We start from the raw sequence: 24,608 nt of genomic DNA, 5'->3' as shown, positions 1-24,608 counted from the left end.
CTCAGGGCTTGGGGTTCTCGGGGGTGGTGAGGGTGATGCGGGGCTGGCCGGGGAGGCCGAGGTCGAGGGTGAGGACGATGCCGTCGGCGGACCGGGTGCCGATGAGGGCGTGGAAGGCGACGGGCTCGGTCGGGGCGATGTCGGCGGCCGCGGCCTGGTCGAGGAATCCGCCGAAACTCCCGGGTGCGTCTTCGCCTGAGCGGACGGTGAGCGTCGGGGTGACGCGCACCGTGTCGTCGATGAGGGTGCCGATGGTGAGGTCGGCGATCCAGGCGTGGGGCTGGGCACTCCCGCCGGGCAAGGTGCCGGTGCCGTCGGTTCGGTGGGGACGCAGGCCCTCATAGGAGATGGACCAGGTGTTCCAGAAACGTCTGGTCTGGCCCGCTTCAAGAACAAGGTCGGTCTTGTCGACCGTGGGGGAGGTGAGCTCCACGGCGGGCGCCTGCGTTCGCGCACCCGGGGAGCGCGATGCGTCCCGGGCAGGCCCGGTCCGCGCGCCGCACGCCGCGAGGAGCCCGAGCGCGAGCGAAGCGAGGGCGGCGGTCAGGCGAGTGAGCGGCACCTGGCGGAGTCTAGGGGTGGGGCGGAGCGGCCGGATGGCCGGAGACGGACATGGGGTGGTCATCTCCCGATGAAATGATCAAGCATGTGGCCCATGCGCCTCCTCCGCCTTCACTTCCTCTTCGGTCTCACCGCCCTCACCGTGCTCGCCCTTCACGCCCCCGCCGCGGGCGCGCCGGCGGACGAGCCGGTCCACTTCTCGCTCGAAGCGGCGAGCCAGCCGCGGGCGCAGCGCCCCGAACTGGAGAAGGTCAAGCAGCGTGCCAAGGCGAACGGGGTCTCCCTCGGCGCGCAACTGAGGTCGGAGTTCGGCAGGCTCCCCAAGGTCTCCGACTCCGACTACCCGGACGCCGAGGTCGACGGAATCGACGCGATGCGGTTCGCGGATTTCGAGCTGATGGCGAAGGAGAAGGGCCTGCCCCTGGAGAAGATCGTCGACGAGTACGGGTGGGAGGACCAGTTCACCGTCCTGGCCCGCTACATCGCCGAGCGATACCCCCGAACCAACGCCGGGTACGCGATCCGCGAGGTCGACGGCGTCCGCCGCGGCTGGGTCGCGTTCGAAGGCGAGGTGCCCGCGGACGTGGTCGCACAGGCCAAGAAGGTGCCGGCGCCGATCGACTTCGAGGCGAACAAGGGCTACAGCGGGGAGGACGTACAGGCCGCGGTCGACGAGAAGGCCGCCGACCTCGCGGAGAAGGGCGGCTCCTACGCGGTTTCGGCGGACCCGTACACGGGCGAGGTGGAGGTCGACACGGCCCCGGACGTCGAGGACCACGACGGCTGGCTGCGGGGCGGCGGGTACCTCGACCGGGGCTTCGGCAGCCAGTGCACGGCGGGCTTCAACATCGAGAAGGACGGCGTCTACAGCCCCATGACCGCCGGGCACTGCGTCCCGGTGGGGCAGGTCGGCAGCTGGTACATGATCTACCAGCTGCACGGCGGCGACGGCTCATCGACGACGAACGTGTACTCCAAGCTCCGCCACGTCGGCGCCTACGGGGACTTCTCCCGGTTCGGTCCGGGCACCATGAGCGCCACCGACACCTTCTACGAGGACTGGAGCACCAAGCGCTACGTGACGAGCGTCATGCCGCTCTCCGAACTCTACGCGGGCCGTGCCCTCTGCAAGTTCGGCACGGTGACGGGCCGCGGCTGCACGGCGATCCGCAAGCACGGCATCACCGTCACCACCGCCGCCGGCACGGCCTCGAGGCTCATGATGATGGAGACCGAGATCACCGACGGCGGGGACAGCGGAGGCCCCTGGTTCTCCGGCGGCGCGGCCGCGGGCATCACCAAGGGCGGCATGTGGGAGGGCGAAGGACGCCGTGACCTCGTCTCCCTCGTCTCCCTGGTCCCCAGTGCCCTCAACGGCTGGACGGTCCGCGTCCACTGACCACCGACCCGAAGCCGCCGACATCCCGACGCCGTGCCCCGACGGCCCTTCCCGGCCGTCGGCCTTCTCGGTCGGCCGGACCATGCGCGGCTCTTCGCCCGATCTCCGGTCAAGGGAAGCTCTCGCAGGTCCGCCGCGGTCCTGGGCGCTCCCGTCGTCCAGGACCGCGGCGGTGCGGGGGTCACCGGAGCGGGCTCGTCGGTTTCCGGTGGGTGAGGGTCAGGGTGTAGAGGAGGAGGCCTGCGGAGGTCAGGGCGAAGCCGGCCCAGACGGTGGAGAGGGGGCCCCAGCCGGCGGCGAGGGTGATGGCGCCGCCGACGGCGCCGAGGGAGTTGGCCAGGTTGAGTGCGGCCAGGTTGAGGGCGCCCACCAGGGTGGGGGCGTTCGGGGCGAGGGCGGTCAGGCGGACCTGGATCGTGGGGATCGCGAGCATCATGGTGGCGCCGACGCCGAAGAGGCAGGGCAGCAGGACGCGCAGGTCGGCTCCGGCCGTGCCGATCAGCACGAGGAACACCAGGACGCCGCCGTAGCCTCCGGTCAGGCCGAGGTGCGCGTAGCGGTCGGCGAGGCGGCCGCCGAAGTGGTTGCCGGCCGCCATGCCGGCGCCGAAGACGGCGAGGGCGACGGGCACCAGCGCGGCGTCGCGCCGTGCCGCGTCGGTGACGAACGGGCCGATGAAGGTGTAGACGGCGAAGATGCTGGAGATGCCGAGCGCCGCGACCCCGACCATGAGCCAGACGCCGCCCCGGCGCAGCGCGCTCAGCTCGGCCGCGACGGAGCCGCCGCGCAGGTCGTCGGTGCGGGGGAGCCAGGCCAGGAGGGCGGCACCGGCGAGCAGGCCGAGACCGGTCACCGTCCAGTACATGGCGCGCCATCCGGCGTGCTGGCCGACGAAGGCGGCGAGCGGAGAGCCGACGACGGTGGCGACGGTGAGGCCGGCCATCACGGTGGCGAACGCCCTTCCGCCTCGGCCGGGTCCGTACACGTAGGAGGCGACGACGGCCCCCGCGCCGAAGAACGCGCCCTGCACGCTGCCCGCGACGAACCGGAAGACGACGAGGCCGGCGATGTTCGGCGCGAGCGCGGAAAGGCCGTTGCCGACGAGGAAGAGCACGATGAGGCCGAGTAGCAGGGCGCGCCGGTCGGCGCGCGCGGCGAGCAGCGTGATCGCCGGGGATCCGATGACGACGCCCAGGGCGTAGGCGGTGATCGCGTGGGTGGCGACCGGGATCGACACGGCGAGGTCGGCGGCGAACAGCTGGATGACGCCGTTGCTGCCGAACTCGCCCGTGCCGATCGCGAAGGTGCCGAGGGCGAGCGCGAACAGGACCGGTCTCGGGTCGCGGGTGTGCCGGCCGCGCTCGCGCCGGTCGTCGAAGGCTTGCTGGTGCATCTTCTCTTCCTCGATGGTCAGCGCGGACGAGGGGAGGCGTCACCGAGGACGGCGACGCCTCCCTCGTCCGCGACGCGGGGTCAGCGGGCGGCGCGCCGGATCAGGTCGGCCGTGACGGCGGGCTGCGAGACCATCGCGACGTGCGAGGCATTGACCTCCCGGACGTGCGACCCGGCCCGCTCGGCCATGAACCGCTGCGCCTCGGCGGGCAGCACCTGGTCCCGGCGCGCGACCAGGTAGAAGGACGGGATGGTCGACCAGGCGGGCGGGCCGGAGGGTTCGCCGAGGGTGCGCACGTCGGCCGGCCGCTGGGTGGCCCACATCAAGGCGGCGGTGGCCCTCGGGACGTCTCCGGCGAACACGTCGGGGAAGGAGTCCCGCTTGATGTACCCGTCGACGCTCCCGTCGCCATAGGGGCGGAAGTCCAGCGCCGCCTCGTCGAGGCGGCTCCCGGGGAACTTCGTCTGCAGGCCGAGCAGCGTCTCGCCCTGATCGGGGGCGAACGCGGCGACGTAGACGAGCGCCTTCACGTTCGGGTTGCCGGCCGCGGCGTTCGTGGCGACGATGCCGCCGTAGGAATGCGCCGCTATGACGATCGGGCCCGGGAGGGTCCGCAGGACGTCCGCCAGGTAGGCGGAGTCGGAGGCGACGCCGCGTAGCGGGTTCGCCGGGGCGAGGACCGGATAGGCGTCGCGGACGAGGCGGGAGGCGACCTCGTTCCAGCCGGACGCGTCGGCGAACGCCCCGTGCACGAGTACCACCGTGGGCCTGGCCTCCGGCCGTGGGCCTGCCGCCGCCGTGTCCGTCCCCAGGAGCGCCCCGGTGGCGATCGCGGTGGATCCGGCGAGTACCGCTCGGCGAGTCGTCATGATGTGCACCTTTCACCGTGGTGTTCGATCTCGGGTGCCATGGTGCGGAGGCCCGATTGACGCCCACTGAACGGCCGATCCAGTGGACGTCAAGTGCCGCGTCCTAGCGTTCGCGGCATGAGATCCACGAAGAGCGAGAACGCCGTGAAATGGGGCCTGCGCGCCCACGCCATCGCCTACGCCATCGCCATTCCCGCCCAGATCATCGTGTGGTGGACCGTCACGCCCGAGCACTTCTTCTGGCCCCTGTGGCCGGCCCTCGGCTGGGGCGTCGGGCTGGCCTGCCACGCCTTGGCGGTGTCGTCGTCCAAGACGCGCACGGGGAGCTGAGCCGTGCCGTTCCTCCGGGAGTTCGCGCACGACCCCAGGACGGTGGGCGCGGTCGCGCCGAGCGGGCCGGCGCTGGCGCGGGCCGCGACCGCGGTGGTGCCCGGGACCGGCTCCCCCGTCGTGGTGGAGCTCGGCCCGGGTACCGGCGCCTTCACCGGCCCCATCCAGCGGCGCCTCGCCGGACGGGGCCGGCACATCGCCGTCGAGGTCAATGTGCGGTTCGCACGGCGTCTCGCGGTGTCGCTCCCCGGCGTCGAGGTGGTGCACGCGGACGCGTCCGATCTCGCCGAGGTGCTCGCGCGGCGCGGACTCGGCCGCGCCGACGTGGTGGTCAGCGGCCTGCCCTGGGCGGCGTTCACCGGTGACCGGCGACATGCCGTGCTGTCCGCCGTGGTCGCGTCCCTGCCACCGCACGGGGTCTTCACCACGTTCGCCTACGTGCACGCCCGCTGGATGCCGCCCGCCCGGCGGCTGCACGCGGAGCTGCGGTCGCGGTTCGACGAGGTCGTGGTCGGCCGCACGGTGTGGGCCAACCTTCCGCCCGCGCTGGTGTACTACTGCCGCCGTCCGGTCGCCGAGCCCGGACGGCCGGTTCGCGCCCTCGCGGGGGCGGAGCGCGGCGGCGACGGGCCGTTGACCGGCCGGGGGTCCGCTTGGGACCATGCGCCATGGATTCCGAAGTGATCGCGGCGAGTCTGCCCTACGCGCTCGGCGTCGTCATGTTCGGGCTGGGGCTCAGCCTGACGGTGGACGACTTCCTGCGGGTGGGCCGCCATCCGCGGGCGGTGGCGGCGGCGCTGCTGTGCCAGCTGGTGGTGCTGCCGGTGGTCTGCTTCGGCCTGGTGCTGGCGTTCGGGCTCCCGCCCGAACCCGCGGTGGGGCTGATGCTGGTCGCGGCATCACCGGGCGGTCCCACGGCGAACCTGTTCAGCCACCTGTTCGGCGGCCACGTCGCGCTGAACGTCACGCTCACCGCGGTCACCTCGGCGCTGGTCGTGATCACCCTGCCGATCGTGGTGAACCTGTCGACGGCGTACTTCCTGGCCGACGGGGCCGAGGTCGGGCTGCAGACCGGGAAGGTGGTCCAGGTCTTCATGATCGTGGTGCTGCCGGTCGCGCTGGGGATGCTCGTGCGCGCGCGGGCGCCCCGGGTGGCGAGGCGGCTCGACGGCCCCGTCCGGGTGCTGTCGGTCGTCGTCCTGGTCGTGGCCATCGGCACGGTTCTGCTCGGGCAGCGGGAGAACCTCGCCGGCTACTTCGTCGCGGTCGGCGCGGCCGCGCTGGCCTTCAACCTCGTGAGCCTGGTGGCCGGGTACGCGGTGCCGCGCCTCGTCGGAGCCGGTCACCGGGAGGCCGTCGCGGTCGGATTCGAGATCGGGATCCACAACACCGCGTTCGCGATGACGGTGGCCCTCGGTCCGGCGCTGCTGAACAACGCGGAGATGGCGATCCCGGCCGTGGTGTACGGCGTCATCATGTTCTTCACGGCCGCGGGGTTCGGACGGCTGCTCACCCGACGAGGCCCGCGACGGTCCGCTGTGGACGGGCGCGCGCCGGTGGGGGAGCCCGGTTGAACCCGCCTCGGCTCCACGCCTGAACCTGCGCGGACCCGCTGGACCCGGGCTTCACAAACGGCTCATAATGGATGATCTATTGTCCATTCGGGAGCCGAGCCGCGTGGTCATGCCCGTCCCCCCGGCCCGGTTCACGGGTGCCCCGGCGAAGCCGGGTTCGCAGAGCGCCCGTGAACCGGGTCCAGTGGGCACGGCCCGGCCCGATGGCGCGGATCCGTCGGCCGACGCCGGTTCCGTCCGGCTGCGGATCCTCGGTCCCCTGCGGGTGTTCCGTGACGGAGCCGAGCGGGACGCCGGACCCCGCCAGCAGGCCTATCTGCTGGCCCTGCTCCTGGCGAGCGCCGGCCGGCCGGTCACCACGGGCGAGCTGATCGACCTGATCTGGGGCGACGATCCGCCCGCGAGCGCGCTCAACGTCATCCACAAGTACGTCGGAGGTCTGCGCCGGCTGCTCGAACCCGCGATCGGCGCCAGGGGGGCCAGCTCCTATCTGCACCGCAGGGGCAACGCCTACCTGCTCAGCGCGGGGCCCGGCGCACTGGACCTGGTCGCCTTCCGGGAGCTCGTGGACCGCGCCGCGGCGGACGTGGGCGAGCGGCGGCGCGAGGAGGCACTCGACCACTACGTCGAGGCGCTCGGGCTGTGGCAGGGCCCGGCAGGCGACGGCTTCGCCCACGGCACGGCGGCCATGGCGGTCTTCTCGTCCATCGACGACGAGTTCCACGCCGCGTGCGCCGCCGCGGCCGATCTGGCCGTCGCGCTGGGCCGCGCGGACCGGGTGCTGCCGGCGCTGCAGCTGGCCGCGAAGATGGGCCCGTTCCACGAGCCCGTGCAGGCGGCCCTCATCACGGCGCTCGGCGCCGCAGGACGCCAGGCCGAGGCGCTGTCGGCCTTCGACGCGCTCCGCGACCGCCTGGCCGACGAACTCGGCATCGACCCCGGACCGGCGCTGCAGGCCGCGCACCTCCAGGTGCTGACGCGGACCTCGACGCCGTCGCCGCGACCGGGCGGGGACGTCGACCGGGCTCCCGGGAGCGGCGACGCCGGTCTGGTCGGCCGGGCCGAGGAACTCGCCGTGCTGCGCCAGGTGCTGCGGGAGGCGTTCAGCGGACGCGCCGGGCGCGGGATCGTCGAAGGCGAACCGGGCGTGGGCAAGACCCGCCTGCTGGAGGAGGTCGCGGACGGGGCCGGGCGGCGCGGCGCGCTCGTCGTCTGGGCGTCGTGCCTGGAAGGCGACGCGGCACCGGCGCTGTGGCCGTGGGCGCAGGCGCTCGCGGTGGTGCTCGACGGCCTGCCCGCGCCGGCGCGGGAGAAGTGGCTGAGCGGCGACCTCGGCATCCTCTTCGAAGCGCGGGACGATCCCGCGCCCATGCTCTCCGGGAGCCGCGCCCAGTTCCGCCTGTTCGAGCAGGTCGTCACCGTCGTCGGCCAGGCCGCGAGCGGGCGGCCCACGCTGCTCATCGTCGACGATCTGCAGTGGGCCGACGCCACCTCGCTCCAGCTGTTCGGCCATCTGGCGGCCCGCCTGCCGCCCCGCGCCTCCATCATCGGCTCGCTGCGGGACCGCGCGCCCGAACCCGGCTCCGAGCTCTCCCGGGTCCTGGCCGCCGCCGGCCGGCTGCCCGGCCACCGCAGGATCCGGCTCGGCCCGCTCGGCCCGCCCGACGTGGCCGAACTCATCCGCCGCGAGACCGGCCGTGAGCCCGGTGCGGGCGTCGCCCGGACCATCCACTCCCGCACCGGCGGCAATCCGTTCTTCGTCCGCGAACTGTCCCGGCTCCTCAGCGACGCGGGCGCGCTCGCGGGCGCCGGAGCCCCGGTGGAGACCGGGGTCCCGGCCACGGTGCGCGACGTCGTCCGCGACCGGATGGCGGGGCTCGATCGCGGTGCCGGAGAGCTGCTGCGGATCGCCGCGCTCATCGGCCGCGACGTCGAGGCCCGGCTGCTCGCCCGCACGGCGGGCGTCGACCTCGCGGACTGCCTCGGCATGCTGGAGCCGCTGCGTGCGCTCGGCGTGCTGGAGCCCCGGCCGGCCGATCCGTTCGCGTTCCGCTTCTCGCACGACCTGGTCCGTGAGTCCGTCGCCGAGACGACAACGCCCCAGGAGGCACTCAGGCTGCACCTGCGCATCGCGGACGCGCTCGAGCAGAGCGACGCGGACGACGAGTCCGTCACCGAACGGCTGGCCTACCACCTGGGAGCGGCGGGCCCCCTCGCCGACCCGGTGCGCGCCGCGGAGGCGATGAAACGGGCGGGCCGCCGCGCGACGGCCAAGCTCGCGTTCGCCGCGGCGGACCGGCATCTGCAGGAAGCCGCCCGGATCGCGCGGACGGCCGGGCTCCCGGAGCTGGAGCTGTCCGCTCTCTCCCTGCTCGCGATCGCTCCGCGGCGGCAGGCGGGCTACGGCGGCACGACCTCCGACCTGCTGGAGCGGGCGGAGCGACTGGCCCGCGGCCTCGGCCGGGACGCCGAGGCCGCCGGGCTCCTCTTCGCCCGCCTGTTCGGGGCCTACACGTTCCTCGAATGGGACCGCGAGCACCTGGTCCGCCGGCTGCACGAGCAGGGAAAGGCGTCCGGCGATCCGGTCGTCCAGGTGTACGGCAGGCAGGCCTGGGGCCTGCACCAGTGGGACATCGGCAACATCGGCGAGGCGTACCGGCACTTCAACGAGAACGACCTCGCCATTCGGCACGGCCCGGCGTCCGGACCGACCGACACCCCGATCCGGCGCGACGTCTCGGGCGAGTGGCCCGGCTGGCAGGCCGTCGTGACCGCGCTGCACGGCGACGTCGAGAAGGCCGCCGCCCTGCTCGACCGATGGAACGGACCGGCCGACGGCTACGCGGTCGCGACGTGGGCCTACTACATCACCATGATCACGGCCATGGCCGGTGACGCCGCCCGGGTGCTGCAGGTGGTCGACCGGTGGACCGCGGTGGGCACCGGCCGCCTCGCCCTGCAGCAGGAGCACTACGTCCGGCTGGACTGGTACTGGGCCCGCGCGCTCACCGGCGACGATCCGGCCGGCACCGCCGAGGAGGCCGAACGGCTCCTGGCCGAGACGCTGACCGACCCGCCCCGCTTCGGCCTGGCCTTCCACCTCGGACTGATCGCCGAGATGTGGCTGGCCGCCGGCCGGCCCGACCGGGCCGAGAACGCCCTCGACCGGGCGGATCGGGCACTGGAGGCCCACGGCCAGCGCTACTCCGAAGGGCTGCTCCGGCTGCTGCGAGCCCGGCTCCTGCACGCACGCGGCGAGCCCGCCCCCGCCGTCAGGCACGCCGCCGAAGCGGCCCGCGCCTGGTCCACCGCCCACGAGACCCACCTCTTCGCACGCCGCGCCCAGGAGTTCCTCGACACGCTCGCCCCACCCGCCGAGCCCGCGCGGCACGGCGAACCGCCCTCATCGGACGCTGACGCGACACCCTCCCCGAGGCCCTGACCGGCCTCAAGGTCGCCCACCCCCGCCGCTCCGGCCCGCCCTCAGCGGGACGCGGGGCTGGAGGGCGGAGTACGGGGGAGGACGGTGGGGGTCGTCAGGGCGTGATGCGCCTGGCGGGTGCTCAGGTCTCGATGTCGCCCTGTGGAGGGTCTTCCGGGTTGGTGCGGGGCCGGGTGCGGAGCCGGTAGGTGAGGGCCGCCTGGTATTCGAAGTTGCGCTCGGGGTCCCGGATGGCGGGCCCGAAGACCTCCTCGAGCTGGCGGATGCGGTAGCGGATGCTCTGGGGGTGCAGGCGCAGGCGGGCGGCGACGTCGGAGGCGTTGAATCCGCACTGCAGGCAGCGCAGCAGGGTTTCCAGGAGCGCGTCGCGGGTGGTGGTCCGCAGGGCGTCGACGGGGGACAGCAGGGTGTCGACGAGATGCTCCATCATTTCGCCGCCGTGCAGGAGCACGATGGGCAGGGTGTGGTCGTCGGTGTGGAAGAGCCGGTCGCCGCCGAGGAGGCCCTCGGCGGAGAGGTCGAGGGCGCGGCGGGCCCAGCGCAGGGATCGGGCGGCGTCGGTGATGCCGACGGTCGGGCCGACGGCCGCGGTCCAGTCGCGCAGCTCGGTCGCGAGCCCGTGGCGGCGGCCGGGCCCGGCGGGGTCGGGGATGACGATGCAGGGGTCCGGGAGATGGAGGCCGGGGAGGGCGTCCGCGGGGAGGGCGGGCCGGAGCTTCACGATGTCGGTGCGTCGTCGCAGGGCCACGACGGCGATCGTTCTGGGGACGGGCCAGCCGGCCTCCGCGGCGACCTGGTGGATGTCCTCGGGGCGGGGCCCTTCGCCGATGAGCAGATCGAGGAGCTTGCGGCGGTGGTGCAGGGTGTCGCCGACCCGGGCGCCGGCATAGCCCTCGGTCATGGCGCCGGTGATCTGCTCGAGGTAGTACAGGACGTCCTGGGCGACCCGGGCGATCGCGGTGGGGGTGACTCCCGGATGGGAGCCGACCGCCTCGGTCAACCGGTTGATCGCCACGCCGGTGCTGATCCTGAAGGTGGCCTGCCAGTCGTCCTGCGCGACGCCCTCCTCCGCGAGGAGTTCGCCGAGGTCGCGGTAGAAGTCGTGCAACTCCTCAAGATGGGCGTCGCCGCCCGCGAGCAGCTCGATGAACCTTCCGATGCCCCATTGGACCGCCTGGGCGAGGAAGGCGGCATACCGGGGATCGTGCGGCCGGACCAGCGTCGGGATCTGGTTCTCGATTTCGCGGACCGCTTCGGCGGTGACCTCGGGAAGGCTCCCGCGCAGCGCTTCACCGAGTTCAGCGGCTTGGTCCTCGGTCAGATCCAGATCGGTCAGCCGCACGGTGCTCACTCCTCCTCAGGTAAGAGGGATCACACTAGGACAGATCGCCTACGGCGACCCGCCACACCGGTGCGGACCTCGACCCGCGTGCGCCCATCGAGCGGGGAAGGTCAATCCTGGGCCTTGCCGTTCGCCGTGGTGGCTTCGGTCTCCCAGCGCAGCAGGTCGCCTGGCTGGCAGTCGAGTGCTTCGCAGAGCGCGGCGAGTGTCGCGAAGCGTACCGCTTTGGCGCGGCCGTTCTTGAGGACCGCCAGATTGGCGGGGGTGATCCCGACGCGGTCCGCGAGTTCGCCCACGGACATCTTCCGTTTGGCCAGCATCACGTCGATGTCGACGGCGATCGGCATCAGATCACCTCGTCCAGTTCGGCCTTCAGCTGTGCCGCCTCGGCATCGAGCGCCACGGCCTGGGCGAGCAGCATCCGCAGCACGAGCACGAGGAGCGCCACCCCCAGGATGGCCACGCCGACGCCGCCCATGATCAAGGTGACGCCCGGGTCCTCTCGCTGGCCGGGTGCGTTGAGGGCCGTGACGGCGAACCACACGAGGGCGGCCGCCACGATCGCGCCGATCACGCCGTCCACGTAGCGGAAGGCGGCGGTGGAGAACACGTTTCCGCGCCGCACCATGGCCATGAGCCGCCAGACACAGAACAGCGCGACCTGGGCGGACACCATCCCCAGGATGGTGATCAAGCGGAGGGGCGTCAACGGGAGCGTCCCGTCCTCCGGATCGGTGGCCAACGCCCAGACCATCGACGCCTGCACGAACACGGTGCCGACGAACACCACCACGAGCACGGCACGCAGCGCGCCCACCGTCAGCTTCCCCATAGCCATCCATCCATCGATTCTTGATCGAAATCTATCGAGTGTCGATAGGTGGAGGATAGCAAGAGCGCCAGGGCGCGGCCAGCCCTTCGCGCCACGGCGGAACGCACTCCTGCGCCCAGGGCATCGGCGTGCTGAACGTGCTCGATGTTCCACCACCGTGACAGGCCGATGCCGGTCCCGCTCGACCCGCGCCCATGGCTCCGCCATTCGGGCGAATTCCGGCGCCGCCCTCGAATCCGGCGACGGATCATTCTGAGTCGATCGGCCGCGGTGTCGTCGAGTTCGAACATTGGACGGATTCAAATGGCAGAAAGGCGGATGGTCAATGACGCCGCAGGTATTCTGCCGGGCGCGAGAAAACCTGTATTGGTGATGCTTGCGCTGGGGAGTAGGCGATGTCAAGACCGATCGTTGGTGTTTCCGTTAATGATGATCTGTCGAAACGACCTGTCTGCCCCGTAGGGTGGGAGTGTGAGTGAAGAGGTTACGCGCGAGCAGGTCATCGAGGTCGCCACCCGATTGTTCGCGGGGCTCGGCTACGACATGACCTCCCTCGAGCTCGTCGCGGATTCGGTGGGGGTGCCCGTCTCCACGGTCGTGGCGCTGGGGGGTGACAAGCGTCAGCTCTACCTTCGGATGATGGATCGCATGTACGAGGAGCACCGGGCCAGAATCCAGGCCGTACTGGACGAGACCGAATCCCCGTACGTTGCGGCACATCAGATCGCGGACGCCTATCTGGACGTCTTTCTCGAGAACCCCGAGTTGCTGGCACTGTGGGCGCAGCGGTGGGCGTCCGATGCCACGGGAATTCCCGAGATCGAAGACCTCTATACGCGCCCCCTGATGACCATGTCCGCCAGAAAGATCAAGAGTGCGGTGCCTCCGGACCTCGGCCCCTACGCCTTTTTGGGCGTCATGATCTGGTGCGTCAACGGGTTCCTGGGCACCGGGCTCCTGGCCCCGAAATCGGGCATGTTCCGGGCCGACAACCCACAGGCCCGGACCTACTTCAGAACCATTCTGCACATCATCGTCGACCGCATGCTGACCCCTCCCGCCGACCCGGGGGAGTAGCGCCGGACTCGCTCTGCGATCACCGCGGGACTCAAGGCTCGACCGCCTCAGGATCCGGGCGGGTGTTGGTCGCGCATGGCGTCGAGGGCCATGAGGGCTACGGAGAGGGAGGTGCAGACGTCGTCGGAGTCGAGGTCCACGTCGAGGATGGTGGAGATGCGGGCGAGGCGTTCGTACATCCAGGCGCGGGAGACGTGGGCGGCCTCGGCGGCGGCGGTCTTGTTGCGGCCGGAGTCGAGGTAGGTGCGGAGGAGGTGGAGGAGGTCGGTGCCGTGTTTCTCGTCGTGCAGGAGGAGCGGGCGTAGTTCGCCTTCGGCGAAGACCTGGAGTCTGGCGTCGTCGCGCATCAGCTGGAGGAGGCCGCGGAGGCGCAGGTCCGAGAGACGGTAGAAGAGGCGGCGTTCGCCTGTGCGGGAGGCGGCGTCGGCGACCTGCATGGCGCCGAGCAGGACGCCGCGCACCTCGCTGACGGAGGACAGGACGTCGCCGACGGCCAGGACGTACCCGCTGCCTTCGGGGTCGCCGCGGTGGACGCGCTGGGCCAGGCGTTCCACGGCGGCCTGGGGGTCGTCGCCGACGCCCAGGGAGAGCAGGATGCCGATCACGGTGTCCTCGACCGGGCCGACCAGGGCGAGCAGCCGGGTGTCGCGGACCGCGTCGGTGGCCACGCCGGCCGCGGTCCGCAGGACGGCCTGCCGGGCGCGGGCGTTGCCGGGGAGGGAGTCGCGGGTGGTGAGGACGACGGGCACGAGGCGGCGTCCTTCCAGCGGCACGCCGATGGCGCGGGCCTCGGCGGCGATCTCGGCGCTGGTCCGCTTGGGCGACAGCAGCCCGGACAGCAGGGTGCGGTGGGTGTGCAGGGCGAGGGTCTCCTCGTCGCGGGCGACGAGCCGGCCGACGGCGAGCGTGGAGGCCGCCCGCTCGACGAGCATCGTCAACCGCGGCAGGGGCGCGGGCACGGACGTCAGCACGAGGCGTCCCCAGTCCTGGCCGCGGGCTCCGACGGTGCTGGTCAGCCAGCCGTTGCCCGCGTCGTAGGCGGTGCGGGTGTCGGCCTGCACGGCCCGGGAGCGGGCCTCCCACTGGTCGAGGACGGTGTCGGCGGCCCGGCCCGCCGTGTCGTAGGCGAGGACCTGGTGGGCGAGGTTCTCCAGGACGGCGGGGCGCTGGGCCATGCGGACGACCTGGTGGAGGACGTCGGTGGGCTCGGCGCCCTCCACGGTGAGTTCGTTGAAGATCTGGTGGATCTGTTCGGAGGCGCGCAGTTCGTCGATGCGGTTCTCCAGGATGCGCCAGTGCACGTCCTCGGTGACCTCGACGAACCGGGTCGTGCGCAGCAGGGCGACCAGGGGAAGCCCGTGGCGTTCGGCGGCGGCCCGCATGGCCTGCGGGACGGAGTCGCGGAAGCGCGGCCCGAGGCCGACGACGATCCCGGCGGCGCCGATCCCGGCGAGCTCGTCGACGAAGCGGACCAGGGAGGCGTCGTCGGAGGGCAGGGCGATGCCGGTGGTGAGGATGAGTTCGCCGCCGCGCAGCATGGGGGCGATGGACGGCAGCTCGCTCACGTGGACCCAGCGCACCTGGCGGGTCAGGCCCGCGGCGCCGGCGACGACCTTCGGCCGGCCTTCGCGCAGGGAGGGGAACTCCAGGACCTCGGCCACGGTGGGCAGGCTCTCCACGGCGGGGAAGGCGGGACGGGTGGGGTCGGTGAGCCGAGAGTGATCTCCGGGTCTGCCGTCCATCTGCGTCCCGCCTTTCCTAGAAGATCCTTAAAGTGCAGTTTCACCCCAATTGTTCACCAGAGTCCCGAGCATTCTGGCACCGAGGTCCAGATCGGCGAGGGGGACGTACTCGTCCGCGGTGTGCGCCTGGTCGGTGGCGCCGGGGCCGAAGACGGTGCAGGAGGTGCTGCCGGTGAGGGCGGCGACCATGGAGGCGTCGGTGTAGGCCTCGTGCCCGTCGGCGCCGCCGACCGGCACGGCCCGCCCGGTGTGCTCCAGGTGGGCGGCGCGCAGCCCGCGCACCACCGGGGCGTCGTCGGACGCCCGGACCGGCGGCCGCTCGGCGCCGAGCGGCTCGATCACGTACTCGGCGCCGGGGTACTCGGCGATCACGGCCGCGGCGACCCGGTCGACGATCGCCTGGGCGTGGGCGGGGGTCATCGGGGGCACGATCCGCACGTCGAGTCCGGCCTCGCAGGAGGGCGGCACGACGTTGGTGGCGACGCCGCCGTGGAAGGTGCCGCAGGTGAAGCGGGGCCGGCCGAGGAGCTCGTCCTCGTAGGGCAGGGCGGCGAACACGGTCTTCAGCCGGTCGACGATCTTGGCCATCAGGTGGTTGGCGTCGATGCCGAGGTGGGCGCGGCCGGCGTGGGCCATCCGGCCGCGGACACGCAGGGTGAGCCAGCGCAGGCCCATCTGGGCGATCCGCAGGCGCATGCCGGTGGGTTCGAGGGCGAGGACCTGGTCGTCGGGGCGCAGCAGCCCGCTCTCGACGAGCCGGTGGGCGCCCGCCATGTCGGGGGCCTCCTCGTCGACGGTGGCGACGAGCAGGACGTCGCCCGCGGGCGGGCGTCCCCCGGCGGCGAGCGCGTCGAGCAGGTTGATGGAGAGGGCGAGCCCGGCCTTCATGTCGCAGGCGCCGCGGCCGTAGAGGCGGCCGTCGGCGATGGCGCCGCCCAGCGGCGGGAAGGTCCAGCCCTCGCCGACGGGGACCGTGTCCATGTGGCCGAGCAGCACCAGGCGGGGGGCGGTGCCCTCGCCGGGGACCCGGGCCACGATGTTGTCCCGGCCCTCGGCGACCGGCATCCGCTCGACGTCCAGGCCCGCTTCGGTGAGGCGGTTGCCGACCCACTCGGCGCACTTGCCTTCCAGCGGTCCTGGGTTCTGGCTGTCGATGCCGATCAGGGAGCGGGTGTCGCTGATGACGCGGTCCAGGGAGATCATGTCGTTCCTCGGGGTGTGCGGGTCGGTGGTGGGGCCGGCGGGGCCGGGTCAGCCTGCCGGAGGGCCGTCGACGACCAGGTTCTGGCCGCTGAGCCCGGAGGACTCCGCCGACGCCAGCCAGGCGCAGACGCGGCCGACCTCGGCGGGGTCGATCAGGCGGCGGAAGGCGGAGGCGTCCGCGAACCGGGCCAGGATCTCCTCGGTCGTGGTGTTCTCCCGGTCGGCGACCTGGGCGGCCAGCCGGCGCAGCATGGGGCTGTCGACGTTGCCGGGGCACACGGCGTTGGCCCGGCCGCCGTGCTCGGCGATCTCGGCGGCGAAGGACTGGACGAAGCCGATGAGGGCGAACTTGGAGGCGCTGTAGGCGGCGCCGCCCGCCTCCCCGCGCAGTCCCGCGGTCGAGGACAGGAAGACCGCTCCGAAGGGCCGGGGGCCTTTCTCCAGCAGGCGGGCGAGGGCCTGCCCGGTGCGGAAGGCGCCGGCCAGGTTGACGTCCATGAGGCGCTCGTAGCCGGGCCAGTCGAGGCCGGCGACCGGGCCGGTCAGGTTGACGCCGGGGGAGTAGACGAGCCCGTCGAGGAGGGCGCCGGGGGCGTCCCACGCGGTGCGCAGGAGATCGTCGACGGACTGCTGGTCGGTGACGTCCACGTGGACGGCGCGGTGCCCGTCGCCGGGCAGGTCCGCGAGGGCGGGCGCGGCGTCGGCGGCGTCGGCCGCCCAGACGGCGTGGCCGCGGGCCGCGAGGGCGGCGCAGGCGGCCGCGCCGAGGGCTCCGGCGGCGCCGATGACGACGACGCGGGAAGAACGTGGTGCGCTCATGCGGCGGCGCCCATGGCACGGACGGCCTGCGCGATGGAGGCCCGGCGGGGCACGACGGCCTCTTCGAGGCCGAGGGCGGCGGGCACCGGCACGTCGGGGGTGCCGTGCCGGGAGACCTGGCGCAGGGCCTGCGGGCCGAGGCGTTCGATGACGCGGGTGATGATCTCGCCGCTGAGGCCGAAGCCGAGGTAGTCCTCGTCCACGACCAGCAGGCGTCCGGTGCGGGCGACCGACGCGCAGACGGTGTCGAGGTCGAGGGGGACGACGCTGCGCAGGTCGATCACCTCGACGTCGACGCCCTCGGCGGCCAGGTCCCCGGCGGCGAGCAGGCTCTCCCCGACGGTCGCGCTCAGGGTGACCAGGGTCAGGTCGGAGCCGGGCCGCACAACGGACGCCCGGCCGAGGGGCACGGTGTACGCCTCCCGCGGCACCTCGGCGCCGTGGGTGAAGGTCCCCGCCTTCTGCAGGAGCAGTCCCTTGTGCTCGATGAACACCACGGGGTCGTCGCTGCGGACGGCCGCGGCCATCAGGCCCTTGCTGTCGTACGGCGAGGACGGCGCGACGACCTGGAGTCCGGGCAGGTGGGCGAAGGTGCCCCACAGGCACTGGGAGTGCTGGGCGGCGGAGCCGATGCAGCCGCCCGCGGTCTTGATGACCATCGGCATGCCGACCCGGCCGCCGGTCATGTAGCGGATCTTCGCGGCGGCGTTGTAGACCTGCTCCAGGCAGACCCCGATGAAGTCGACGAACATCACCTCGACGACGGGGCGGTAGCCCTCCATGGCGAGGCCGACGGCGGCGCCGGTGAAGGCCATCTCGGAGATCGGGGTGTCGCGCACCCGGTCGCGTCCGAAGGCCTTCTGGAGGCCGCGGGTGCTGCCGAAGACGCCGCCCTGGAGGCCGACGTCCTCACCGAGCACGAGGACGCGCTCGTCGCGTTCCATCTCCAGGCGCAGGGACTCCGCGACGCACTGGGAGACGTTGATGTTGCGGGTCGGAGTGGCGGTGGTGGTCATGCGCGGGAGCCTTTCGCGGAGACGAAAACATGGTCGCGGGCGGTGGCGGGGTCGGGCATCGGGTCGGCGCGCACCTGGTCGAGGAGCGCCTCGATCTCCTCGGTGACCTCCTCTTCCCGCTCGTCCAGCAGGTCCTCGGCGATGAGGCCGCGGGCGAGGATCCTGGCCCGGGTCAGGGGCAGCGGGTCGCGTTCCTGGCGGCGCCGGTCCTTCTCGGCGGCGGGCCGGTACAGGTCCAGGTCGCCCTCGAAGTGGCCGCGGAAGCGGTAGCAGGTGGCCTCCAGGATCGCGGGCCCGTTCCCGGCGCGGGCGTGCGCGACGGCCTCGGCGAACGCCTCGTCGACCGCCTCGACGTCCAGGCCGTCGACCCGGCGGCCCCAGGCGCCGTAGGCGGTGGCGCGCTCGGCGAGGGTGGGGGTCGCGGTGGAGTCGGTGAAGGGGACGGAGATGGCCCACTCGTTGTTCTCGATGAGGACCACGAGGGGGAGTTTCCAGGCGCCGGCCATGTTGAGGCTCTCGTGGAAGCCGCCGGTGTTGGCGCCGCCGTCGCCGGTGACGCCCACCGCGACGGAGTCACGCCCCTCCAGTTGAGCGGCCCAGGCGTGGCCGAGGGCGACCGGGAGGTTGGCGCCGACGATGCCGGTGGTGGAGAACCGGCGCTTCTGGTCGAACAGGTGCATGTGGCCGCCGAAGCCGCCGCACAGGCCGGTGGCGCGCTCGTAGATCTCGGCGAGCAGCGGCCGGGCCTCGACGCCCTTGGCGAGGGCGTGGAGATGGCTGCGGTGGGTGCCGACCAGGGCGTCGTCGGGGCGCAGCGCGCCGATGAGGCCCGCGGCGACGGCTTCCTGGCCGATGCCGGTGTGCAGTTCGCCGTGGATCTCGCGGGTGGGCACGCCGGCCAGGCACGCCTCCTCGAAGCGGCGCATGCGCACCATGTCCAGGTAGCGCTGTACGAGTGTGGGTCCGTCCATGGGTGTGCTCCTCGGTCGTCTGCGGGTCGTCGTGGCTCAGGCGGGGTGGTGGTCGGGCGCGGGACAGGGCTGTTCCTCCAGCTCCACGACGGTCCCGGAAGGGGTGAGGCAGTAGGCGGAGCGGCCCTCGGCGAACTCGGTCGGCCGGCCGATCAGGGTGCCGCCCGCGGCGGTCAGCGCGGCGAGCGCGGCGTCGAGGTCGCCCACGAGGTGGGCGGTGTGGCTGTCGCCGGGGCGGACGGGCAGCCAGGGCGGGGTGTCGTCGGGGACGCCGGTGAAGGAGAGGAGTTCCAGGTGCTGCCCGGTGACCGGGGAGGCCATCTGGACGAGGTCGCAGCGCAGCCCGGGCAGGCCGAGCAGGCTCTCGACGAGGTCCGTCATGCCGTACGCCTCGAAGGTCGCCTCGAAGCCGAGGACCTCGTGGTGGAAGGCGACGGCGTCGGCCAGGTCGGGGACGACGGTCCCGGTGTGGTGCCAGGCCCAGGTGGCGGCCGTGCCGGTGCGGGCGGCCGCGGGGCGGGCGGCGTTGTACGCGCGCCAGCCGCCGTAGGCGGAGATGTCGAGGTGCCGGCCCTCGGCCAGGTCCCTGGGGTAGAGGATGCCGTCCAGGGTGCGGCCGTCGGCGAGGTCGACGGGACCCCGGTACAGGCCCGGGGGCTCGCCCTCCTCGACGGCGCGCAGGACGTCGGCGGGCACCCGGTAGACCTCTCCGGGGACGGAGATCCCGCGGTCCGCGGCCTCGCCGGGGGCGAGCCGGTACATGCCGGGGTGGACGTCGCCGATCGAGTGGAGCCGGTACTCGGGCACGGTGCGGGCGGTGCCGAGGTACGCGGCACCCGCGAGGTTGGCGTGCAGCGCCAGGCCGCGCATCAGGGTGCCGTTGACGAACAGGTCGATCGCGGGCGGGGCTTGGAGTGGCACGGGAGTCTCTCCTCTGGGCGGAATGCGGTGAGGGCGGGGTCTGCGGGCCGGGTCTCAGCGGGCCGCCGCGTAGGCGCTGCGCCTCGGGTCGGCGCCCGCCGCCAGGACGCGCCGCCCATCAAGGGACGGCGGCACGAGGTCGCCGACGGTCTGGACGGACCCGGCGTCGAACTCATAGGCGGGCCAGGGCCGCACGAGGTGGCCGCGGGCGGCGAGGGCGTCGCGGACGGCGGCCGGGATCCGGTCCTCGACGAGCAGCAGGCCGCCGCCGGACGGGTGCGGGTGGAATCCGCCGGGGAAGCTGGAGCCGAAGACCCGGGGCGCCTCGACGGCCTGCTGGGCGGTCATGCCGAACACGGCGTCGTTCAGGAACGCCTGGAGCATGGCCTGCACGATGACGTCGCCGCCCGGGCAGGCGAGCGCGCCGACCGCCGGCTCGCCGCCGCCGGGACGGTCGGTGAGGGTGATCATGGCGGCCGGGGTGACGCAGGGCCGCTTGCCCGGCGCGATGACGTTGGGGTGCCCGGCGACGAGCCTGCTCTGGACGCCGCGCGGGGAGCACAGGATGCCGAGGCCGGGGATGAGGGGCGCGCCGTCGGCGGTGTCGCTGGGCGAGGAGGCGAAGGCGTTGCCGTCGGCGTCCATGACGACGATCGCGGTGGTGCTGCCGATCCGGGGCCGTCCGTCGTCGGGGGCGGGCAGGTCGGGCAGGGCCCGGTGCCCGATGCGGGCGCGCAGGGCGTCCAGCCGGGCGGGGGCCAGCAGGTCGGCCGGGTCTGCGGCGGTGTGCGCGGGGTCGCCGTAGTGCCGCTCGCGTTCGGCGAAGGCGAGCTTCAGAGCCTCGGTGACCAGGTGCAGATAGGTCTCGCTGTTGTGCCCGGCGGCGGCGAGGTCGTGGCCGCCGAGCACGCCGAGCGCCTGGGCGACGATGAGGCCCTGGCTCCAGGCGGGGGTGACGTGGACGGTGCGGTCGCCGAAGCGGACGGCGGGGGCCTCGCCGACCTCGGCGGTGAAGGAGGCCAGGTCGCCGACGTCCAGGAAACCCCCGGCGGCGGTGACGAACTCGGCGATGCGGCGGGCCGGTTCGCCCCGGTAGAAGGCATCGTGGGCGGCGCGCAGACCGCCGTCCCGGCCCGCGCCCGCGCCGATCGCGGCGGTCTCGGCATCGGCCAGGGAGCGCAGCAGCGCGCCGAGTTCGGGCTGGGTGAGGCGCTCGCCGGGCCGGGGCGCGCGGCCCTCGGGCCAGTACACGGCGCGGCTGGACTCCCATTGGGAGAAGCCGCGGCCCATCACGGTGAGGCTGTGGGCGGTGCGCACGTCCAGCGGGAAGCCCTCCTCGGCGAGCTCGATCGCGGGCGCGGCGGCCTCGGCGAAGCTCAGGGTGCCGAACTCGCGCAGCGTGGTGATCCAGCCGGAGGGAGCGCCGGGGACGATGGAGGGGGCGCCGCCCAGCGGGAGCTTGCCGCCGTGCCGGGCGAGCATGGCGTCGAGGGTGGCGGCACGGCCCCACCGGCCGACCCCGGCGACGCTGTGCGCGGTGGCGGAACCGGCGGTGCGGACGAGGACGGGGGCGATGCCGCCGAAGTTCGCCATGTCGGCCTGGACGACGTTGGAGGCGAGGCCCGCGGCGACCCCGGCGTCCACGGCGTTGCCGCCGCGGCCGAGGATCTCGGCGGCGACCTGGCTGACCAGCGGGTGCCCGGCGACGACCGCCCAGCGTTCGCCGAGCAGCGTGGGGCGCATCGACTCGGCCCCGGCGAACACCCCGGGCACGACTCCGCCGCCCATGCCCGCCCCCCGTGCGGCGGGGGTCAGGGGCTGCTCGAATCCCTGCGCGATGGTCATCGTGGTCTCTCCGTCCTTCGTGTGTCCGTCGGTCCGTGCGTCCCGTGGCACGGCGTGCTCATCCCGTCCTCCCGCACCGGTCAGACCGCGCAGGGCGGCACCGGCAGGCCGGGGACGCCTACGTCGGCGGCGAACACGGCGCCCGCGGCGGGCTCGGCGGCCAGCCGGCGGTCGCTCATGCCGACCCGGCCGGTGGTGACATAGAGCAGCCCGAGGCCGGGGCCGCCGAACGCGCAGCTGGTGACCTGGCTGACCGGGAGCGGAAGGGTCATGTCGTGGGTCCCGTCCGGGCCGTAGCGGCGGACCTGGCCGCCGCGCCAGAGGGCGACCCACACCCCGCCCTCGGCGTCGACGGCGAGCCCGTCGGGCACGCCCGCCTCGTCCTCGACGGTCGCCCAGGGGCGCCGCCCGGTGGCCTCGCCGGTGGCGGGGTCGTAGTCGAGGACGTCGACGCGGCGGGTGGCGCTGTCGATGAAGTACATCCGGGCTCCGTCCGGGGACCAGCCGAGGCCGTTGGCGACGCTGGTGGCCGACAGGATCCGGCGGGGCGCCTCGGCACCGGGGTCGAGCCGGTACAGGGCGCCGCGGCCGGGCAGCATGTCGAGGTCGAGGGTGCCGAACCAGAGCCGTCCGGCGGGGTCCACCCCGGCGTCGCCGAGCCGGTTGCCCTCGGGTTCGCCGGGTACGGCGACGGTCCGCTCGGTGCGGCCCTCCCCGTCGAGGACCAGGAGGCCGTGCCGGGCGGCGACCGCGTGGCCGCCTCCGGCGCGGGGCAGGACGGCGCTCACCGTGTGCCCGAAGTCGCGGTGCCGGGCCTTGCCGGTCGGCGGGTGGTAGCGGTGGAGCCGGCCGGACGGGATGTCCGCCCAGTGCAGTTCACCGGTGGCGTCGTCCCAGGCGGGCCCCTCGCCCAGTGCGCAGCCCGCGGCCAGGACCGGCGCGGCGGGCGCGTGCAGGACCGGCATCATGCCTCCCCCCGGTCCCGGGTCCGCGCGTACCGCTCGGTGCGGTCGTTCGGCGGGAGCCGTCGTGTGTTCGTGTCGTCCAGCAGGGCGCGCAGGGCCGCCTCCGTCGGGGCGAGGGCGGCCATCCGGCGCGCTCGGGCGGCCCGGTCGGCGAAGAGGGCCGCCCGGAGCCTGGTCCGGGCGGCGTTCGCCTCGGCCCCGCGCAGGGTCACCCCCGCCCCGACCAGCCAGCGCCCGGCTCGCAGCACGTCGCTGACGTCGCGGTGCGTCGCCTCGTGGACGACGTGCTCCACGGGGTCGGTGCCGATGCCGCCGGGGACCGCGACGCACACCAGGTCCGCGCGGTGGCCCGGGGCGATCCGGCCGAGGCGGCCGGTGTTCCCGGTCGCGGCGGCCCCGCCCTCGGTGGCCATGGCGAGCACTTCCCGGGAGGTCAGCGGACCTCCGGCGCGTTCGGCCGCGGCCAGCGCGGCGCGCATCTCGGCGAACATGTCGGGCGGCCCCTGGTGCTGGCTGTCCAGGCCCAGCGCGACGGCCGCCCCGGCGTCGAGCCAGGACCGGACCCGGGCGTCGCCGGAGCCGAGCCGCAGATTGGACGTGGGGCAGTGCACGAGCGCCGTGCCGCGCTCCGCGAGCAGGGCGGTCTCGGCGTCGGTGAGCCAGACGCCGTGGGCGGCCGAGGTGCCGGGGCCCAGCAGCCGGTGCCGGTCGAGCCGGGCCACCGGGTCGTCGCCGTCGGCGAGCCAGCCGCGCTGGTGGGGGCTCTCCAGCAGATGGGTGTGCAGCCGCACGCCGTCGGCCGCGCAGCGGCGCAGCGCGTCGAGCGCCTCATCGGAGCACCACTGGGGGGCCACCGGCGCGAGGGCGATCCGTACGCCGGGCCACCGTCCGGCGGACCGGAGGAGCCCGGCGAGCAGGGGAGGGAGCCGGTCGGGGCGCAGACCGCGGTGCGGCGCCGCGGGAGTTCCCCGAGTCCCGGAGGCGGTTTCCGGGGAGAACTCGGCCTGGTCGGTGAGGCCGACGGCGAGCTGGGCCCGCAGCCCGGACAGGACCAGCTCCCGCGCGACCGCGGTCACCGAGGCGGTGTACTCCTCGGGCCCGGCGAAGGTGTGGTGGACGGCCTGCACGGTCGTCACCCCGGTGGCCGTCAGACCGTCCGCGGCGACGAGGGCGTCGTCGCCGGGGTCGAGCGCGGTGGCGCCGGTCAGCCGGACGACCCAGCTCTCCAGGTCGGCGTCGGCGACGTCCTGCTCGGCCAGGGGCAGCGCCCGCAGATGGCTGTGCGCGTCGGTGAAGGCGGGCAGGACCACGCCGTCCAGGACCTCGGTGCGGGCGGCGGGCGCCTTGTCGGCCAGCAGCGCGTAGGGCGCCACCCGGGTCACGGTGCCGGTGGCGTCCACCAGCACTCCGGCGTCGGCCAGCGGCGCGGACGCGGCGTCGGCGACCAGGGTGCGGCAGCGCAGCAGCAGGGGGCCGTCGGCCGGCGGGCGGGTCATCGGCGCACCGCCCAGGGCAGCAGGCGGCGCTCGGCGAGGGTGATGGCGGCGTACACCAGGCCCGCGACGGCGGACGAGGCGAGGATCGCGCCCCACATCGTGGCGGTGTCCTGGGACAGCGCCGTGCTGATGACGAGCTTGCCGAGGCCGTCGCCGCCGATCAGCCACTCCGCGGTCATCACGCCGAGCACCGCGGAGGGCGCGGCGATCCGCAGCGAGTCGAAGAAGGCGGGCATCGCGGCGGGCAGCCGGACCCGCCAGTAGACCGTCCTGGCGCGGCAGTTGAGCACGTGCATCAGCTCCAGCGCCTCGCGCTCCACCGAGCGCAGCCCGAGCAGCACGTTGACCAGGGTGGGGAAGAACACGATCAGGGCGGCGACCACGACGGTGGGGGCGGCGCCCCGGCCCGCGACCAGGGTGATGAAGGGGGCGAGCGCCACCACCGGAACGGCCCGCACGGTGAGCGCGAGGGGGTAGAGGACCGCGGCCAGCAGCGGGGACGCGGAAATGAGCAGGGCGAGGAGCAGTCCGGCCGCGTTGCCGGCGGCGAATCCCATCAGGACCGAGCCCACGGTGTCCCGGGCGGCGGTCAGCACACCCGCCCAGTCCGCGGTGGAGACGATCAGGCTGGGGGCGGGGAGCGCGTAGTCGGGGGTGCCGGTGACGCGTACGCCGACCTCCCACCCGAGGATCGCGAGGCCGAACACCGTGGCGGACACGAGGGGTTCGCGCAGGCGGCGCAGGACGCGGGCCGCCCGGCGGCCGGGCGTGGCCGCGGCGGTCGCGGTGGCCGGGCGCGAGGGGTTCATGA

Annotated in this window: 22 protein-coding genes; 6 read left to right on the top strand and 16 right to left on the bottom strand. The window is 73.8% G+C overall.

Annotation, left to right across the window (positions count from 1 at the left end; all coding sequences use genetic code 11):
• Nucleotide 1: 1 nt before the first annotated feature.
• Nucleotides 2-562, bottom strand: coding sequence for a hypothetical protein (locus EDD29_RS23910; protein WP_148086069.1), 561 nt, complete (start codon nucleotides 560-562; stop codon nucleotides 2-4).
• A gap of 93 nt (nucleotides 563-655) precedes the next feature.
• On the opposite strand from EDD29_RS23910, the gene EDD29_RS23905 reads away from it, so the two are divergent.
• A complete protein-coding gene (locus tag EDD29_RS23905) occupies nucleotides 656-1,960 on the top strand; it encodes a S1 family peptidase (RefSeq protein WP_148086068.1) in 1,305 nt (434 codons plus the stop codon).
• A 181-nt stretch (nucleotides 1,961-2,141) separates the two neighbouring features.
• Here the strand turns inward: EDD29_RS23905 and EDD29_RS23900 are convergent, their stop codons facing one another.
• Both EDD29_RS23900 and EDD29_RS23895 read right to left on the bottom strand, forming a co-directional pair.
• Entirely contained in the window at nucleotides 2,142-3,353 is a 1,212-nt protein-coding gene (locus EDD29_RS23900; RefSeq protein WP_123666553.1) for an MFS transporter, read from the bottom strand.
• A gap of 80 nt (nucleotides 3,354-3,433) precedes the next feature.
• The gene (locus EDD29_RS23895; RefSeq protein WP_211359867.1) at nucleotides 3,434-4,222 is read right to left on the bottom strand and encodes an alpha/beta fold hydrolase; all 789 of its coding nucleotides are present in this window, start codon (nucleotides 4,220-4,222) and stop codon (nucleotides 3,434-3,436) included.
• 117 nt (nucleotides 4,223-4,339) lie between these two features.
• Between EDD29_RS23895 and EDD29_RS23890 the strand changes: the two genes are divergently transcribed.
• The 4 genes from EDD29_RS23890 (at nucleotide 4,340) to EDD29_RS23875 (ending at nucleotide 9,568) form a co-directional block, all read left to right on the top strand.
• A complete protein-coding gene (locus tag EDD29_RS23890; RefSeq protein ID WP_123666552.1) occupies nucleotides 4,340-4,552 on the top strand; it encodes a 2TM domain-containing protein in 213 nt (70 codons plus the stop codon).
• 3 nt (nucleotides 4,553-4,555) lie between these two features.
• Nucleotides 4,556-5,236 (top strand): class I SAM-dependent methyltransferase, encoded by a 681-nt coding sequence (locus tag EDD29_RS23885; RefSeq protein WP_211359866.1) that lies wholly within the window; start codon nucleotides 4,556-4,558, stop codon nucleotides 5,234-5,236.
• Nucleotides 5,221-6,126 (top strand): bile acid:sodium symporter family protein, encoded by a 906-nt coding sequence (locus tag EDD29_RS23880; protein WP_123666551.1) that lies wholly within the window; start codon nucleotides 5,221-5,223, stop codon nucleotides 6,124-6,126. Before EDD29_RS23885 ends, EDD29_RS23880 begins: the two co-directional genes overlap by 16 nt.
• Before the next feature lie 184 nt (nucleotides 6,127-6,310).
• Complete coding sequence (locus tag EDD29_RS23875) at nucleotides 6,311-9,568, top strand: ATP-binding protein (RefSeq protein WP_211359865.1); 3,258 nt, start codon at nucleotides 6,311-6,313, stop codon at nucleotides 9,566-9,568.
• A gap of 121 nt (nucleotides 9,569-9,689) precedes the next feature.
• Here the strand turns inward: EDD29_RS23875 and EDD29_RS23870 are convergent, their stop codons facing one another.
• The 3 genes from EDD29_RS23870 to EDD29_RS23860 all read right to left on the bottom strand — a co-directional run bounded on the left by EDD29_RS23870 (nucleotide 9,690) and on the right by EDD29_RS23860 (nucleotide 11,742).
• Nucleotides 9,690-10,919, bottom strand: a complete 1,230-nt coding sequence (locus EDD29_RS23870) for a PucR family transcriptional regulator (RefSeq protein WP_123666550.1) — start codon at nucleotides 10,917-10,919, stop codon at nucleotides 9,690-9,692.
• Between the two features lie 101 nt (nucleotides 10,920-11,020).
• Nucleotides 11,021-11,257 (bottom strand): helix-turn-helix domain-containing protein, encoded by a 237-nt coding sequence (locus tag EDD29_RS23865; protein ID WP_123666549.1) that lies wholly within the window; start codon nucleotides 11,255-11,257, stop codon nucleotides 11,021-11,023.
• Nucleotides 11,257-11,742, bottom strand: a complete 486-nt coding sequence (locus EDD29_RS23860) for a DUF2975 domain-containing protein (protein WP_123666548.1) — start codon at nucleotides 11,740-11,742, stop codon at nucleotides 11,257-11,259. The genes EDD29_RS23865 and EDD29_RS23860 overlap by 1 nt, the downstream gene beginning before the upstream one ends.
• Nucleotides 11,743-12,213: 471 nt before the next feature.
• Between EDD29_RS23860 and EDD29_RS23855 the strand changes: the two genes are divergently transcribed.
• Nucleotides 12,214-12,819, top strand: coding sequence for a TetR/AcrR family transcriptional regulator (locus EDD29_RS23855; protein WP_123666547.1), 606 nt, complete (start codon nucleotides 12,214-12,216; stop codon nucleotides 12,817-12,819).
• A 47-nt stretch (nucleotides 12,820-12,866) separates the two neighbouring features.
• On the opposite strand, the gene EDD29_RS23850 is transcribed toward EDD29_RS23855, so the two are convergent.
• The 10 genes from EDD29_RS23850 to EDD29_RS23805 all read right to left on the bottom strand — a co-directional run bounded on the left by EDD29_RS23850 (nucleotide 12,867) and on the right by EDD29_RS23805 (nucleotide 24,606).
• Nucleotides 12,867-14,561 carry a PucR family transcriptional regulator gene (locus tag EDD29_RS23850; RefSeq protein WP_123666546.1) on the bottom strand — a complete coding sequence of 565 codons (1,695 nt, stop codon included), beginning with the start codon at nucleotides 14,559-14,561 and terminating at the stop codon, nucleotides 12,867-12,869.
• Nucleotides 14,562-14,588: 27 nt separating this feature from the next.
• The gene (locus EDD29_RS23845) at nucleotides 14,589-15,764 is read right to left on the bottom strand and encodes a M20 family metallopeptidase (RefSeq protein WP_123666545.1); all 1,176 of its coding nucleotides are present in this window, start codon (nucleotides 15,762-15,764) and stop codon (nucleotides 14,589-14,591) included.
• A gap of 48 nt (nucleotides 15,765-15,812) precedes the next feature.
• Nucleotides 15,813-16,583: an SDR family NAD(P)-dependent oxidoreductase gene (locus EDD29_RS23840; protein ID WP_123666544.1), complete on the bottom strand. Its 771-nt coding sequence runs from the start codon at nucleotides 16,581-16,583 to the stop codon at nucleotides 15,813-15,815.
• Nucleotides 16,580-17,599 carry an alpha-ketoacid dehydrogenase subunit beta gene (locus tag EDD29_RS23835; RefSeq protein WP_123666543.1) on the bottom strand — a complete coding sequence of 340 codons (1,020 nt, stop codon included), beginning with the start codon at nucleotides 17,597-17,599 and terminating at the stop codon, nucleotides 16,580-16,582. Before EDD29_RS23835 ends, EDD29_RS23840 begins: the two co-directional genes overlap by 4 nt.
• Nucleotides 17,596-18,570: a thiamine pyrophosphate-dependent dehydrogenase E1 component subunit alpha gene (locus tag EDD29_RS23830; RefSeq protein ID WP_123666542.1), complete on the bottom strand. Its 975-nt coding sequence runs from the start codon at nucleotides 18,568-18,570 to the stop codon at nucleotides 17,596-17,598. Before EDD29_RS23830 ends, EDD29_RS23835 begins: the two co-directional genes overlap by 4 nt.
• 36 nt (nucleotides 18,571-18,606) lie before the next feature.
• On the bottom strand, nucleotides 18,607-19,491 hold the full coding sequence (locus EDD29_RS45630; RefSeq protein WP_170201537.1) for an allophanate hydrolase-related protein: 885 nt from the start codon (nucleotides 19,489-19,491) through the stop codon (nucleotides 18,607-18,609).
• A gap of 54 nt (nucleotides 19,492-19,545) precedes the next feature.
• A complete protein-coding gene (locus EDD29_RS23820) occupies nucleotides 19,546-21,336 on the bottom strand; it encodes a gamma-glutamyltransferase family protein (RefSeq protein WP_148086067.1) in 1,791 nt (596 codons plus the stop codon).
• An 80-nt stretch (nucleotides 21,337-21,416) separates the two neighbouring features.
• A complete protein-coding gene (locus EDD29_RS23815) occupies nucleotides 21,417-22,301 on the bottom strand; it encodes an SMP-30/gluconolactonase/LRE family protein (protein WP_123666540.1) in 885 nt (294 codons plus the stop codon).
• Nucleotides 22,301-23,797, bottom strand: a complete 1,497-nt coding sequence (locus EDD29_RS23810; protein ID WP_123666539.1) for an amidohydrolase family protein — start codon at nucleotides 23,795-23,797, stop codon at nucleotides 22,301-22,303. The genes EDD29_RS23815 and EDD29_RS23810 overlap by 1 nt, the downstream gene beginning before the upstream one ends.
• Nucleotides 23,794-24,606: an ABC transporter permease gene (locus EDD29_RS23805; RefSeq protein WP_148086066.1), complete on the bottom strand. Its 813-nt coding sequence runs from the start codon at nucleotides 24,604-24,606 to the stop codon at nucleotides 23,794-23,796. The genes EDD29_RS23810 and EDD29_RS23805 overlap by 4 nt, the downstream gene beginning before the upstream one ends.
• Between the last annotated feature and the right edge of the window lie 2 nt (nucleotides 24,607-24,608).

The organism is Actinocorallia herbida (assembly GCF_003751225.1).
GTDB lineage: Bacteria > Actinomycetota > Actinomycetes > Streptosporangiales > Streptosporangiaceae > Actinocorallia > Actinocorallia herbida.
Note: the sequence above shows the minus strand (reverse complement) of the source record. Positions and strands in the feature narration are given on the sequence as shown.